The organism is Rhodococcus sp. SORGH_AS_0301, from assembly GCF_030818285.1.
GTDB lineage: Bacteria > Actinomycetota > Actinomycetes > Mycobacteriales > Mycobacteriaceae > Rhodococcoides.
In genome coordinates this window covers 752,457-765,612 of record NZ_JAUTAC010000002.1, presented here as the reverse complement: position 1 = coordinate 765,612, position 13,156 = coordinate 752,457, and the positions used below count along the sequence as shown (strand labels likewise).

Annotated in this window: 12 protein-coding genes and 1 tRNA gene; 4 read left to right on the top strand and 9 right to left on the bottom strand. The window is 68.9% G+C overall.

Annotated features, from left to right (window positions below; genetic code table 11):
* Positions 1-702, top strand: a complete 702-nt coding sequence (locus QE397_RS04205; RefSeq protein ID WP_307091946.1) for a DUF305 domain-containing protein — start codon at positions 1-3, stop codon at positions 700-702.
* A 60-nt stretch (positions 703-762) separates the two neighbouring features.
* Positions 763-835: transfer RNA gene (locus QE397_RS04200), tRNA-Arg, on the top strand.
* A 27-nt stretch (positions 836-862) separates the two neighbouring features.
* On the opposite strand, the gene QE397_RS04195 is transcribed toward QE397_RS04200, so the two are convergent.
* Positions 863-1,510 (bottom strand): alpha/beta family hydrolase, encoded by a 648-nt coding sequence (locus tag QE397_RS04195; protein ID WP_222645928.1) that lies wholly within the window; start codon positions 1,508-1,510, stop codon positions 863-865.
* A 69-nt stretch (positions 1,511-1,579) separates the two neighbouring features.
* Positions 1,580-2,395 (bottom strand): hypothetical protein, encoded by an 816-nt coding sequence (locus tag QE397_RS04190; RefSeq protein ID WP_307091944.1) that lies wholly within the window; start codon positions 2,393-2,395, stop codon positions 1,580-1,582.
* Between the two features lie 221 nt (positions 2,396-2,616).
* On the opposite strand from QE397_RS04190, the gene QE397_RS04185 reads away from it, so the two are divergent.
* The gene (locus QE397_RS04185; protein ID WP_027507237.1) at positions 2,617-3,147 is read left to right on the top strand and encodes a MarR family winged helix-turn-helix transcriptional regulator; all 531 of its coding nucleotides are present in this window, start codon (positions 2,617-2,619) and stop codon (positions 3,145-3,147) included.
* 69 nt (positions 3,148-3,216) lie between these two features.
* Here QE397_RS04185 and QE397_RS04180 read toward each other — a convergent pair whose 3' ends face one another.
* The 7 genes from QE397_RS04180 to QE397_RS04150 all read right to left on the bottom strand — a co-directional run bounded on the left by QE397_RS04180 (position 3,217) and on the right by QE397_RS04150 (position 12,335).
* A complete protein-coding gene (locus QE397_RS04180) occupies positions 3,217-3,999 on the bottom strand; it encodes an enoyl-CoA hydratase (RefSeq protein WP_027507238.1) in 783 nt (260 codons plus the stop codon).
* Between the two features lie 20 nt (positions 4,000-4,019).
* Complete coding sequence (gene mmsB, locus QE397_RS04175; RefSeq protein ID WP_056448476.1) at positions 4,020-4,913, bottom strand: 3-hydroxyisobutyrate dehydrogenase; 894 nt, start codon at positions 4,911-4,913, stop codon at positions 4,020-4,022.
* Entirely contained in the window at positions 4,910-6,019 is a 1,110-nt protein-coding gene (locus QE397_RS04170) for an enoyl-CoA hydratase/isomerase family protein (protein ID WP_307091942.1), read from the bottom strand. The genes mmsB and QE397_RS04170 overlap by 4 nt, the downstream gene beginning before the upstream one ends.
* A complete protein-coding gene (locus QE397_RS04165; RefSeq protein ID WP_027507241.1) occupies positions 6,016-7,155 on the bottom strand; it encodes an acyl-CoA dehydrogenase family protein in 1,140 nt (379 codons plus the stop codon). The genes QE397_RS04170 and QE397_RS04165 overlap by 4 nt, the downstream gene beginning before the upstream one ends.
* A gap of 11 nt (positions 7,156-7,166) precedes the next feature.
* On the bottom strand, positions 7,167-8,675 hold the full coding sequence (locus QE397_RS04160; RefSeq protein ID WP_027507242.1) for a CoA-acylating methylmalonate-semialdehyde dehydrogenase: 1,509 nt from the start codon (positions 8,673-8,675) through the stop codon (positions 7,167-7,169).
* Between the two features lie 64 nt (positions 8,676-8,739).
* The gene (locus tag QE397_RS04155; protein WP_037187418.1) at positions 8,740-9,501 is read right to left on the bottom strand and encodes an SWIM zinc finger family protein; all 762 of its coding nucleotides are present in this window, start codon (positions 9,499-9,501) and stop codon (positions 8,740-8,742) included.
* Positions 9,501-12,335, bottom strand: a complete 2,835-nt coding sequence (locus QE397_RS04150) for a DEAD/DEAH box helicase (protein ID WP_307091938.1) — start codon at positions 12,333-12,335, stop codon at positions 9,501-9,503. Before QE397_RS04150 ends, QE397_RS04155 begins: the two co-directional genes overlap by 1 nt.
* Before the next feature lie 133 nt (positions 12,336-12,468).
* On the opposite strand from QE397_RS04150, the gene QE397_RS04145 reads away from it, so the two are divergent.
* The gene (locus QE397_RS04145) at positions 12,469-13,134 is read left to right on the top strand and encodes an HNH endonuclease family protein (protein WP_307097345.1); all 666 of its coding nucleotides are present in this window, start codon (positions 12,469-12,471) and stop codon (positions 13,132-13,134) included.
* The last annotated feature ends 22 nt before the right edge of the window (positions 13,135-13,156 follow it).

Genomic DNA, 13,156 nt, shown 5'->3' with positions numbered 1-13,156 from the left:
GTGACGACGGAGGAACGGCCCACGGCGCAGCGGAGTCAGCGATCGGCCCTGCTGGTCCTGGGCGCGGTGGCCCTGCTCGTCATCGGGTTCGCCGTCGGCTTCCTCGCGCAGACCCCGTTGCGGGACGATCCGGCACCCACACCGGGCGCCGATTCGGTCGACGTCGGGTTCTCGCAGGACATGACCGTGCACCACAACCAGGCGATCGAGATGGCGACCATCGCGCTCAGTGGCGCCTCCGATCCGCTGGTCAAGAATCTCGCGTACGACATCCTCACGACACAGCAGAACCAGGCCGGCCAGATGCAGGGCTGGCTGGCGCTCTGGGACGCCGCTCCGTTGCCGACGGGCGGCTACATGGGCTGGATGACGGAGGACGGAGGACACTCCATGTCCGGCTCGTCCATGTCGTCCATGTCCGGGTCCGGCTCGTCCACCGGTCCCGTGCAGACCATGCCGGGTATGGCGAGTACGCAGGACATGACGGCGCTGCGCGCCGCCACCGGTCCGGCACTGGACGTGCTGTTCCTCCAGTTGATGCTGCGCCACCACGAAGGTGGTCTGCCGATGATGGAGTACGGCGCGGTGCACGCGGAGACGCCCGCGGTGCGCAATCTCGCGCAGACGATGGTGAACACCCAGACCTCGGAGGCTCAGCTGATGACGCAGACGCTCACCGAGAAGGGTGCTGCTCCGCTCTGATCGCGTGATGCGCTACTGTTGGCACCGCCCGAAACGGCACATCGGAGTTCGCTCCGGTGCGCCCCCGTAGCTCAGGGGATAGAGCGTCCGCCTCCGGAGCGGAAGGCCGCAGGTTCGAATCCTGCCGGGGGCACCCATCACTCGCCCGGTGCGAGCACCGTCAGTCGTTCGCCAGGAGCGCCGTCATCACGGCGTCGGCCGTCAGCCGGGCCGTCGGTTTCCTCGCAGGCGCCAGGTCGTGTCCCGCAGCCTCGATCGTCACGATGGTCACCGCTCCCCCGATCCGCGTCGTGTGCTCGCGCAGTTCGTCGCCGGTGGCGAACGGGTCCCGCGAGCCGTGCACGATCACGGTCGGAGCGGCGATGCCCGGGAAGTGCTCGGTCCGCAGGGTGTCCGGCTTCGTCGGCGGGTGCAGCGGATAGGACAGTGCGAGAAGAGCGTCCGCGATGTCGGGGTCCTCGGCGAGGAGCATCGAGGCCTGACGGCCGCCGTACGAGTGACCCCCGACGATCACCGGTCCCCGCGCATCCAGCGCCCGCACCGCGGCGGCGATACCGGCACGATCCGCGGCGGCGCCCGCTCGGTTCGGAGGGCCCTTGGGCCGAGCCTGACGAAACGGGAGATCGATCCGCGCCGTCAGTACCCCACGGTCCGCGAGCTCGTTGGCGACGGCCACCAGAATCGCTGCGTCGCAGTTGCTTCCCGCACCGTGGGCGAGCACGGCCGTCGCGACGGGTGCGCCGGCAGGTTCGTGGACGACGCCGTGGATCCCGTCGGCTCGCCACTCCCGCACCGTTCCCTCCGTCATGCCGCGACCGTAACGCAGAACGGGCACCGACCACAGTGGTCGATGCCCGTTCTTCTCGTGCGTCCGGTGTCAGGGAACCTGAGTGAGCCCCACCGTCGGGAAGAACGCGCAGGTCTTGCCGTCGTGCGAGACCTGGCCGAAGATCGCCGACAACACGGTGCCCGAGCCCGTGGCGACGGGTGCCAGGCGCACACCGGCATTGGGGAACTTCGAGAGGTTGTTCGTCAGCAGGTCGCGTCCGATGGAACGGAACGGCTCACCCAGTGGCTCGATGATCTCCGCGAGGACGACGTCGGTGAGACCACCCATGTCGGCGAAGCCACCCTTCAGCGTGTTGACGTTGAACCACGCCACCTGCATGCCGGACTTGTTCGCACCGTCGTTCACGATGCCGCCGGGCGCCGGAACGAAGGCGTACAGCGTCTCGCCCGGATCGGCGATCGTGGTGTCGATCCCGGGCAGTGTCGGAATGGTGACACCCGGCACCTTCGGCGTGTACGAGCCGGGAGCCGAACCGGCGACCGCGGGCACGATGCCGAGCGGCGCACCCGGGAGCGCGGAGCAGTTGATCGCGGCCGTCGGGTAGAAGAACGGCGTGAGACCGAAGCCGCCGAGCAGTCCGTTCGCAGCGTCCAGCAGCGCCAGCGGGTTCGTACCGGCGGGCTCCGCGACATCGACCGACGGTGCAGCACCCAGCACGGCGCGCGCCGCCTCGAGGGCGACGTCCCCCGGCTCAGCGGATCCCTCGAGAGTGGCCAGCGCCTGCTGGAACGGGTCCGGAGCGGGTGCCGGATCGGCAGAGGCGACGGCCGGCAGCGCGAGCGCTCCGGCGCAGGCGATGGCCAGGGCGGCCACCGTTCGACGAGGCCGACGGAATGTACGCATGCATGCTCCTGAATGGCTCGGGGTCGACGATCTCGGGATCGAGATGCGCGTGCGGTCCCGTGGGAACCGTGTGGTCCGATTCGATCACGGGTTTCGTCAGGTCACGGTCGTCGAGACTGCATTGATACCAAAGTGTCGCATGATGCAGATGTGACGGATGTGGCGATCGACTCGGTCGTGCGCCGAGTCGATCCACCGTGCGAACGTGGGAAGATCGACCCATGTCGTCAGCGCCGAAGCTTCCGCTGGACCCCATCGCGGAAGCTCACCGTCAGTGGATCCGCCACGGATGGTCGGACGCCGCCGACGGCATGGCCGCGGTCACGTCCATCATGCGCGTCCAACAGATCATGATGGCGCGCGTCGAAGAGGTCCTCAAACCCACGGGGCTGACCTTCGCTCGCTACGAGTTGCTCACCCTGCTCACCTTCACGAAGACCGGCGCCCTGCCGATGGCGAAAGCCAGCGCACGCCTGCAGGTCCATCCCACCTCGGTGACCAACGCCGTCGACAGGTTGGAGAAGGCGGACCTGGTCACGCGGGTACCGCACCCCACGGATCGCCGCACCACACTCGTCGAGATCACCGAGGCGGGACGGCAATTGGCGGTCAAGGCGACGGAAGATCTCAACGACCGCGTGTTCGGGCTCCCCGGAGTCGCGGGTGCGGATCTGGACAGACTGGTGTCCATCCTCGCAGGGGTCCGGCGGCGCGCCGGGGACTTCGACGACGAGGACACGTCCGGCTGGTGACAGCAGAGATCCGGTGCCACTCCCCTCGCTCGGGCGAGGAGCGTCGCACCGGATCTCGGTACGGCCGGATCAGCGGTGGCGGAACACCGGCTGACGCTTCTCGGTGAAGGCGGTCATGCCCTCGGTCTGATCGTCGGTGGCGAACGTCGAGTGGAACAAGCGACGTTCGAACCGAACACCCTCCGCCAGAGTCGATTCGAACGCCCGATTCACGGCTTCCTTCGCCATGACAGCGATGGGCAGCGACTTCGCGGCGATCGTCTCGGCCGTCTCCAGCGCATCGGCGAGCAGATCGGCCGCCGGCACGATCCGCGACACGAGCCCTGCTCGCTCCGCCTCCTCGGCGCCCATCTTGCGGCCGGTCAGACACATCTCCATGGCCTTGGCCTTGCCGACGGCACGGGTCAACCGTTGGGAGCCACCGATTCCGGGGATCACCCCCAGAGCGATCTCCGGTTGGCCGAACTGAGCCGTGTCCGCTGCGATCAAGATGTCGCACATCATGGCCAGCTCGCAACCCCCACCGAGGGCGTAACCCGCCACGGCGGCGATGGTCGGTGTGCGCACTGCGGCGAACGCGTCCCACTCGGAGAAGAAGTCCTGCGTGTAGACCTCCATGTAGGTCTTGGACTGCATCTCCTTGATGTCGGCACCGGCCGCGAACGCCTTCTCGGAACCGGTCACCACGATCGCCCCGATCGCCGGATCACGATCGAACGCCACGGCAGCCTCGACCACCTCGGTCATCAGCTGAGAGTTCAACGCGTTCAGCGCCTTCGGCCGGTTCAGCGTGATGACGCCGACGCGGCCCCTGGTCTCGACCGTGATCGTCTCGAATTGCTGCGTCTCCACTGTCGGCGTCCCGACGTCGCTCACGCGGTACCGCCCGAACGCTCACGGATGTCCTGCACGATGCCGGAGAAGTCCCTGTCGCCGTGCTCGGCGGCGTACGCCTCGTACATCGCCGAGGCCAGCATGCCCAGCTGCGCCTCGACACCGTTGGCGCGCACGGCCTCCGACACGAGACCCAGATCCTTGCGCATCAACGCGGCGGCGAATCCCGGCGTGTAGTCGTTGTTCGCGGGACTCGTCGGCACCGGTCCCGGAACGGGACAGTTGGTGGTCAACGCCCAGCACTGTCCCGATGCCGTGCTGGCGACGTCGAACAGTGCCTGATTGGTCAGCCCCAGCTTCTCCCCGAGCACGAAGGCCTCGCTGACGGCGATCATGGAGACCCCGAGAATCATGTTGTTGCACAGCTTGGCCGCCTGGCCGTTGCCGCTCTGTCCGCAGTGCACGATCTTGCGACCCATGATCTCGAGCAGCGGATTCGCCTCGGCGACGGCAGCGTCGTCGCCCCCGACCATGAACGTCAGCGTGCCCGCGGTGGCTCCACCGACGCCGCCCGACACGGGAGCGTCGACGGCGCGGTGGCCCGCGGCCCGCGCGACGTCGGCCGCCGTACGGGCATCGGCCACGTCGATGGTCGAGGAGTCGATGAACAGCGTGCCGGCGCCGGCAGCGGGGACGACGTCGGCATAGCAGTCGAGGACGTGCTTGCCACTGGGCAACATCGTCACCACCACCGAGGCACCCGCCACGGCATCGGCGGCCGACTCGGCGACCGTGATGCCCTTCTCCCGCGCCTGGTCGAGCGAGGCGGGAACGAGGTCGAAGCCTCGGACGTCGTGGCCGGCCGCGGCGAGGTTGGCCGCCATCGGCCCGCCCATGTGCCCCAGCCCCAGGAAGGCGATCACGGTGCTCACGATTGTGGTCCTTTCGAGACGGAGTCCGCCGCAGCGGACGTCAGACCCAACTCGGCGTCGCCGAGCGGTGCGAAGAAACGATCGACGTCGGAGGTGGTGACGTCATCGAGATGGGCAGGCCGCCAGCGCGGTCGACGATCCTTGTCCACCACCTGCGCGCGTATGCCCTCGACGAGGTCGGGGCTGTCCAGGCAGGCGATGGACACGCGGTACTCGTCGTCGAGGACCTCGTCCAGCGACGAGGCCGCGGCCGCGCGGCGCAGTGAGCGGAGCGTGACCGCCACCGACGTGGGGGACTTCGCCTCGATCGCGTCGGCCGCAGCGACGGCCTCGTCGCGGCCGTCGGCACGTAACCGCGCGACGATGCTCGCCGCGTCGTCGCCCGTGTAGGCCGCGTCGATCCACTCACGCTGCGCCGCCAGAGCCGACTCGGGAACGGGCGAGACGAGCGACAGCGCGGTGTCGACGGTGCCCGTGTGCAGGGCTTCGACGAACGCCGGCAGATCCTCGGTGGGCACGAAGTGGTCGGCGAATCCGGCAGCGACGGCGTCGCCCGCCGTCATGCGCGCGGTGGTCAACGCGAGGTGAGTGCCGATCTCGCCGGGCGTCCGGGCGAGGAGATACGTCCCGCCGACGTCCGGAACGAAGCCGATGCCGACCTCGGGCATCGCGACCTTCGACTTCTCCGTCACTATGCGGACCGTCGCGTGAGCGGAGATACCCACTCCGCCGCCCATCACCGCACCGTCCATCAGAGCGACGATCGGCTTGCCGTACCGGTTGATCCGCGAGTTCATGACGTACTCGTCCCGCCAGAACTTCGCGGTGGCGGACCCCGTCGGCCAGTTCTCGCCCGCCTTCGCCTTCGCGTCGTCGTGGATCGCGACGATGTCGCCACCGGCGCACAGTCCGCGCTCACCGTTGCCGGTGATCAGCACGGCGCGCACCGACGGGTCGTCCTCCCACCGCACGAGAGCCGCGTCGATGTCGCGCACCATCGCGTGGCTGAGCGCGTTGATCGCGCGCGGCCGGTTCAGGGTGACCGTGGCGACCCCGCGGTCGACCGTCAGCAGGACGTCGGAGTTCTCCGCGGCGGTGTCGCTCACGCGGCACCCACCACCGATCGGGCGATGACGATTCGCATGACCTCGTTCGTTCCTTCCAGGATCTGGTGCACTCGGAGATCGCGGACGATCTTCTCCAGACCGTACTCACTGAGATAGCCGTAGCCACCGAGCAACTGGAGCGCGTCGTTGGCCACGGTGAACCCCACGTCGGTGGTGAACTTCTTCGCCATCGCACACAGCTGCACCTTGTCGGGAGCATCGGCGTCGAGAGCACTCGCGGCCCGCAGGAGCAGGACCCGGGCCGCCTCGAGATCTGTCCGCATGTCGGCCAGGCGGAACTGCAGTGCCTGCGCGTCGAGCAGCCGTGATCCGAACGCACGACGGTCGGCGAGGTAGGACACCGCGGCGTCGAACGCCGCCGTCGCGCCGCCCAGCGAGCAGGCCGCGATGTTGATGCGACCGCCGTTGAGACCGTTCATCGCGATGCGGAACCCGTTGCCCTCGCCGCCGAGCAGATTCTCGGCCGGCACCGTGACGTCCTCCAGGATCACCTGGCGGGTGGGCTGCGCGTTCCAGCCCATCTTGGCCTCGTTGGCGCCGAACGACAGTCCCGGCGTGTCCTTCTCGACGACGAACGCGGAGATGCCGGACGGGCCGGGCCCGCCGGTGCGTGCCATGACGACGTAGACGGCGGACTCGCCGGCACCCGAGATGAACTGCTTCACGCCGTTCAGGACGTAGGTGTCCCCGTCGCGCACCGCCTTGGTCGACAGCGCGGCCGCGTCGGATCCGGCGCCCGGTTCGGTGAGGCAGTAGCTGCCCAGGGTCTCCATCGAGCACAGAGCCGGAAGCCACTGTCGCCGTTGATCGTCGGAGCCGTAGGTGTCGATCATCCACGCCACCATGTTGTGAATCGACAGGTACGCGGCGATCGACGGATCACCTGCGGCGAGCTTCTCGAAGATCCGCACGGCGTCGACGCGGCGCAGACCGGAGCCGCCGACGTCCTCGGCGATGTAGATCCCGCCCATACCGAGAGCGGCGGCCTTGCGCAGGACGTCGACCGGGAAGTGCTTGGTCCGGTCCCACTCCACGGCGTTCGGAGCGAGGAACTCCGCGGCGAAATCCGCTGCCGTCTCGCTGATCGCGCGCTCGTCCTCGTCGAGCGCGAAGATGTCCGCCACCGTCAGTCCATCGTCGGGATGACGAAGTGGTTCTGCGCCACAGCTTCCTTGCGGCCGCTGGGCCACCGCTGGGTGACCGTCTTGGTCTTGGTGTAGAACCGCACCGAATCCGGTCCGTGCTGATTGAGGTCGCCGAATCCGGACCGCTTCCAGCCACCGAAGGTGTGGTACGCGATCGGCACCGGAATGGGAACGTTGACGCCGACCATGCCGACATTGACCCGCGCGGTGAAGTCGCGCGCCGTGTCACCGTCGCGCGTGAAGATCGCGACACCGTTGCCGTACTCGTGAGCCGACGGCAGGCGCAGCGCCTCCTCGTAGTCGGCCGCACGCACGATCTGCAGCACCGGTCCGAAGATCTCCTCCTTGTAGATGCGCATGTCCGTCGTCACCTTGTCGAACAGCGTTGCGCCGGTGAAGAACCCGTTCTCGTGGCCGGCAAGGGAGAAGCCTCGGCCGTCGACCACCAGGTCCGCACCCTCGTCGACACCGATCTGCACGTAGTCCGTGACGCGCTGGACGGCCTCGGCCGTGATGAGCGGTCCGAAGTCGCTGCCCGCATCGTCGCTGCGTCCGACGCTGAGCTTCTCGACGCGCTCGACCAGCTTGGCGCGCAGGGCCTCCGCGGTCTCCTCGCCGACGGGCACGGCCACGGAGATGGCCATGCAGCGCTCACCCGCACTGCCGTAGCCGGCACCGATCAGCGCATCGGCCACCTCGTCGAGGTCGGCGTCGGGCATGACGATGGCGTGGTTCTTCGCTCCGCCGAAGCACTGGGCGCGCTTGCCGTGCGCCGCCGCCGTCTCGTAGATGTACTGGGCGATGGGCGTGGAGCCGACGAAGCCCACCGCACTGACGCGCGGGTCGGTCAGGATCGCGTCGACTGCTTCCTTGTCACCGTTGACGACGTTGAAGATTCCGGGAGGGCCACCGGCCTCGAGGAAGAGTTCGGCCAACCGCAGCGGCACGGAGGGGTCCCGCTCGGACGGCTTGAGGATGAACGCGTTGCCGCAGGCGATGGCGGGCGCGGCCTTCCACAGCGGGATCATCGCGGGGAAGTTGAACGGGGTGATGCCGGAGACGACACCGAGAGGCTGACGCATCGAGTACACGTCGATACCCGTTCCGGCACTCGCCGTGAACTCACCCTTGAGCAGATGCGGGATGCCGGTGGCGAACTCGACGACCTCGAGTCCGCGTTGGATGTCGCCCTTGGCATCGGCCACGGTCTTGCCGTGCTCGGACGAGAGCAACTGTGCGAGCGGCTCCATGTTCTCGTTGATCAGGGCCAGGAAGCGCATCAGGACGCGGGCACGCTTCTGCGGATTCTGCAGCGCCCACTCGACCTGCGCCTCCTCGGCGTTCGCCACGGCCGCCTCGACCTCCGCCGTACTGGCGAGCGGAACGCGGGCCTGCACCTCGCCGGTGTTCGGGTCGAAGACGTCGGCGAAACGGCCCGACTCCCCCGCCACGTGCTGTCCACCGATGTAGTGCGTCAGTTCTCGGGTCACGGATCCACCTTCGTCGTCGTTGAGTGAGGTGATCCTATAGTCGGACGTCCACGTATGTCCAGGCTCACGCCCCGCCCATCCGCCGGTAGAGCGCATCGAGCTCCGCCATCGCGGACCGCACCCCGCGCTCGTCGACGTCCGCAGTCCGCAACGCGATGCGCAGCAACGACGCCTCGAGATCGTCCGACGCCGGCGAGAACAGCGGGTCCGGCAGCGCCGGCAGCGTCGTCGCGTCACCGAAGTGATCGTCCGGATCGACCGTCGCCTCCGCGTCCTCGACGAACCCGACCAGGGCATCGAGGTCGACTCCGCGCAGCGCCAGCAGGCGGGTCGGGTCCTCGTCGATCCGCTCCGCGGCGAGATACGTCAGCGCCGCGGCGTGCTTGCAGGGCCACCCGCTGTCGGGACAGGTGCAGTCGAAATCGAGCTGCGACGCACTCGACAGCAGCAGCCGCGGCCCCAGCGCCCGCGGAACCGAGCCGGAGGCGAGCTCGGTCAGCATGCCGGGCGACTCCTGTACGTCGGACATCAGCGCGTCCATGTCGAACGGATCCAGGACAGCGATGCTCACGGACGCCGAGAACGGCTCCACCTGACTGCCCTGGACGTCGCCGTCGATCCGCCCCGGCCGGAGTTCGAGGGAGATCACCTGCCCGCCGCGGGCGTACGTCCGTCCGCGCGAGAGCCGCCCGGCGTCGGCGATCGACTCGATGGTCTCCACGAACTGCTTGCCCCACCACGTGCGACCGAAGGCGCCCCGAGAGGTCTTCGCCGCGATGCCGTCCGGGATCCGCCGCCGGGGGCCGAACTGGTCGAACTGCGCCATCAGTCGCCCACCGCGTCCTCGGAGAGCGTGAGCAGATCGCGCAACTCCCCCGTCGACAACTCGGTGATCCAACTCTCGCCGGAGCCCACCGCGAGATCGGCCAGATCCTTCTTCGTGGTGAGCATGGTGTCGATGCGCTCCTCCACGGTGCCGACGCACAACAACTTGCGCACCTGGACGTCCTTGCGCTGGCCGATGCGGAACGCGCGATCCGTCGCCTGGTTCTCCACCGCCGGATTCCACCACCGGTCCAGGTGCACCACGTGATTGGCGGCCGTCAGGTTGAGGCCGGTGCCACCCGCCTTGAGCGAGAGCACCATGATCGGAGGACCGCCGGCGGACTGGAACTCCTCGACCATCGCGTCCCGTCGACCCTTGCTCACACCACCGTGCAGGAACGGGACGGGAACGCCGAACCGGCGTTCGAGGTACGGCGCCACCATCGATCCGAACGCCGTGAACTGGGTGAACAACAACGCCTTCTCGCCGTCGCCGAGGACCGAGTCGAGGATGTCGTCCACGAGTGCGAGCTTGCCGGAGCGGTGCTTGCCACGACGTAACACCGTCGACCCGTCGTCGAGGAAGTGCGCCGGGTGGTTGCACACCTGCTTGAGCCGGGTCAGCGCGCCGAGCACCGCACCCTTGCGCGCCATGCCCTCGCTCTCGGCGATCTGTCGCATCATCTCGTCGACGACGGCCTGGTACAGGCTCGCCTGCTCGGCGGTGAGGTTCGAGCGCACGGTCATCTCGAACTTGTCGGGCAGGTCCGCGATGACCGTCTTGTCGGTCTTCACCCGCCGCAGAACGAACGGTGACGTGAGAGAGCGCAACCTGGCCACGGCGGTCTCCTCCTTCTCGCGTTCGATCGGGATCGCGAAGCGTGCCCGGAACGTGGCCGGGGTGCCCAGGATGCCGGGGTTGCAGAAGTCGAAGATCGACCGGAGCTCGTCCAACCGGTTCTCCACGGGCGTGCCCGTCAGCGCGATCCGGTGCGCCGCGGGAATCGCCCGCGCCGCGCGGGCCTGCGCCGTGCTGCTGTTCTTGACGTGCTGGGCCTCGTCGAGCACCACCCGTCGCCAGGTCTGCGCCGACAGTTCGCCCACGTCGCGAGCCAACAATGCGTACGTCGTGACCACCAGATCGTGCGAGCGCACCGCAGCCGTCAGGTCGTCCCCCGTCGCGCGATCCGGCCCGTGGTGCACCAGTACGCGCAGGGTCGGCACGAACCTTGCCGCCTCGCGCTGCCAGTTGCCCACCACCGACATGGGCGCGACGAGCAACGTCGGTGTCACCGATCGCTCGTGCGCCAGGAGAACCAGCAGCTGCAGCGTCTTTCCCAACCCCATGTCGTCGGCCAGTACCGCCCCGAGGCCGGCCGAACTCATGAAGGCGAGCCACTCCACACCGCGCTGCTGATACGGCCGCAGCGTCGCGTGCACCGAGTCGGGCACCTCCACCGGTTCCGGCCGGCGGTCCGGGTCGAGCAACTTCTGCGCCCAGCCGGTGGCCTCGATCCGCTCGACGGGAACCGGCGGCGGCTTCTCGGCGGACAACTGCCCCAGCACGTCGGCGAGCGGCAGGGCGCGGTCCCGGTTCTGCTTCTTCACGTACTCGATCGCGCGGCTCAGGGCGGTTCCGTCGGCCTGCACCCAGGTGCCGCGCAGTCGCACCAGGTCGCCCTTCGTCGACGCGAGCCGGGCCATCTCCTCCGGCGTCAGTTCCATGTCGCCGATGGCCAGTTGCCAGTCGTACGAGACGATCTCGTCCAACCCCACCGCCCGGTTCTCCGCGGTGGGCGACGGCGGCGAGTCGACCTTCAGCCGCAACGACGCGTCGAGGCGACTCCACGCCCGCGGAAGCAGCACCCCGACCGACACGGCACGCAGCTTCTCGACCCCGTGCAGCACGAAGTCGGTCACCGCCGCCGTGGGCAGCAGCATGTCGAGCGAGCCGGTGTCCGTCGCCATCGAGCGCAGCGGCTCGTACGCGGCCATCGCCTCGCCGAGCTTCGCCACCGCGACCCGGAACAGTTCCGCGTCCCGCACACCCGGCGCTCCGCCGCCGCGGTGCACCACTACCGGCGTCGGCGCCTCACCGTCCGGACGCAGCAACACCTCGAGCGGCCACAACGGCTCCCCGGTCTCGTCGTCGTCGTCCGGTTCGGTGAGCCGCAGGACCAGCTCGGGCTCGTCGCCGCGCAGGCTCGCCCGCCACTGCTCCAGTGCCGCCTCGGAGCGAGCCGATCCCTCCTCGTACGGCTCCTCCTCGACGAGGGACCACAGGAGCGGATGCTCGACTCCGGGGCGTCCGATGACGCGGCGCACGATCGGATCCGTCACCTCGGCGAGCAGGTCGTCGAGGACGGCGCGCGCACCGCCCTCCGCACTCTGCACCGGCGGCATCGCGGCCGCCAGTTCCGCGCGCCACGCGCGCTGTGGCTCCCCTCCGACCAGTCGCCACCGCAGCCACCACTGCGACTCGAACCGCACCTGCACCGGGACCACCCGCGCAGCACGGACCCACCGCTCCACCCCGGCCACCACGAGGGCGAGATAGCGCAGATCACCGGAGATCGCGGGGTGGCGGGGCGGAACGCGCAACAGCAGTTCCGCTGCGTCCGCCGGCGCCAGCGCGATCGACGGCATCGACACCGCCACGTGTCCGCGCGGCGTCGGCAGGGTGACGTCGGCACGGTGCCGCATCCGTCGGGACATCACCTTGGCTAGGTGAGGCGGGAGCTCCGGCGTGTCGGCCGAGTGACGGTCGCCGCTCGGGGCGTCGTCGTCCTCCCACAACATCAGGCCTCGACCGGGGGTCCAGAGGCCGTGGAGCATGGTGCCATCCAATCACTGCGAGGCCTGTGCAGAACGTCCCGCGTCCTGTCGGACCCACCCGGCATACTCGCTCCTCGTGACCTTCTCCTCGACCCGGCCGACGCGGCGTCTCGCGTCCGCGCTCGTCGCCGCGATGGTCCTGGCCGTCCTCACCGGCTGCTCGACGCTGCTGGGCGCGCCCACTCCCGCACCGGGCAGTCCCCCCGCGACGACGATCGAGTCACTGCTCGCGCAGGTCGCCGTCGTGGACTCCCGGCCCGACGTGCCGGGGTACGAGCGCAGTTGCAAGGCCGGGGACGGATGCGTGTTCGGTCCCGCCTGGACCGACGACTACGACGGTCCGGGCGGACACGACGGCTGCGGCACCCGCGACAACGTGCTGCAGCTCGCGCTCACCGACGTGCAGTTCCGGCCGGGAACCAACGACTGCGTCGTCGTGGCGGGATCGTTGAGCGATCCGTTCACGGGATCGGTGCTGCCGTTCAGCAAGCAGAGCGCGGGCGACGTGCAGATCGACCACACCTACCCGCTGGCGGCGGCGTGGGACATGGGCGCATGGCAGTGGCCGCTCGATCAGCGCATCCGTTTCGCCAACGACATCACGTACAACCTCATGGCCGTCTCGGGTGCGGAGAACCAGTCGAAGAGCGACAAGACCCCCTCGGACTGGATGCCTCCCAACGGCGCGTACCACTGCTACTACGCGGGGCGGTTCCTCACGGTGGCCGTCCGGTACGGGCTTCCCGTCACGGTGGCCGACCGGGACGTGCTGGCCACGGTGTCGAACTCCTGCCCCTGACTCCGTCCGAACCCGAGCCGTC

Coding starts and splice junctions, on each gene's coding strand:
- QE397_RS04195 (WP_222645928.1), bottom strand. CDS start 1,510: ATGACGGAGGGAACGGTGCGGGAGTGGCGAGCCGACGGGATCCACGGC.
- QE397_RS04190 (WP_307091944.1), bottom strand. CDS start 2,395: ATGCGTACATTCCGTCGGCCTCGTCGAACGGTGGCCGCCCTGGCCATC.
- QE397_RS04185 (WP_027507237.1), top strand. CDS start 2,617: ATGTCGTCAGCGCCGAAGCTTCCGCTGGACCCCATCGCGGAAGCTCAC.
- QE397_RS04155 (WP_037187418.1), bottom strand. CDS start 9,501: ATGGCGCAGTTCGACCAGTTCGGCCCCCGGCGGCGGATCCCGGACGGC.
- QE397_RS04150 (WP_307091938.1), bottom strand. CDS start 12,335: ATGCTCCACGGCCTCTGGACCCCCGGTCGAGGCCTGATGTTGTGGGAG.
- QE397_RS04145 (WP_307097345.1), top strand. CDS start 12,469: ATGGTCCTGGCCGTCCTCACCGGCTGCTCGACGCTGCTGGGCGCGCCC.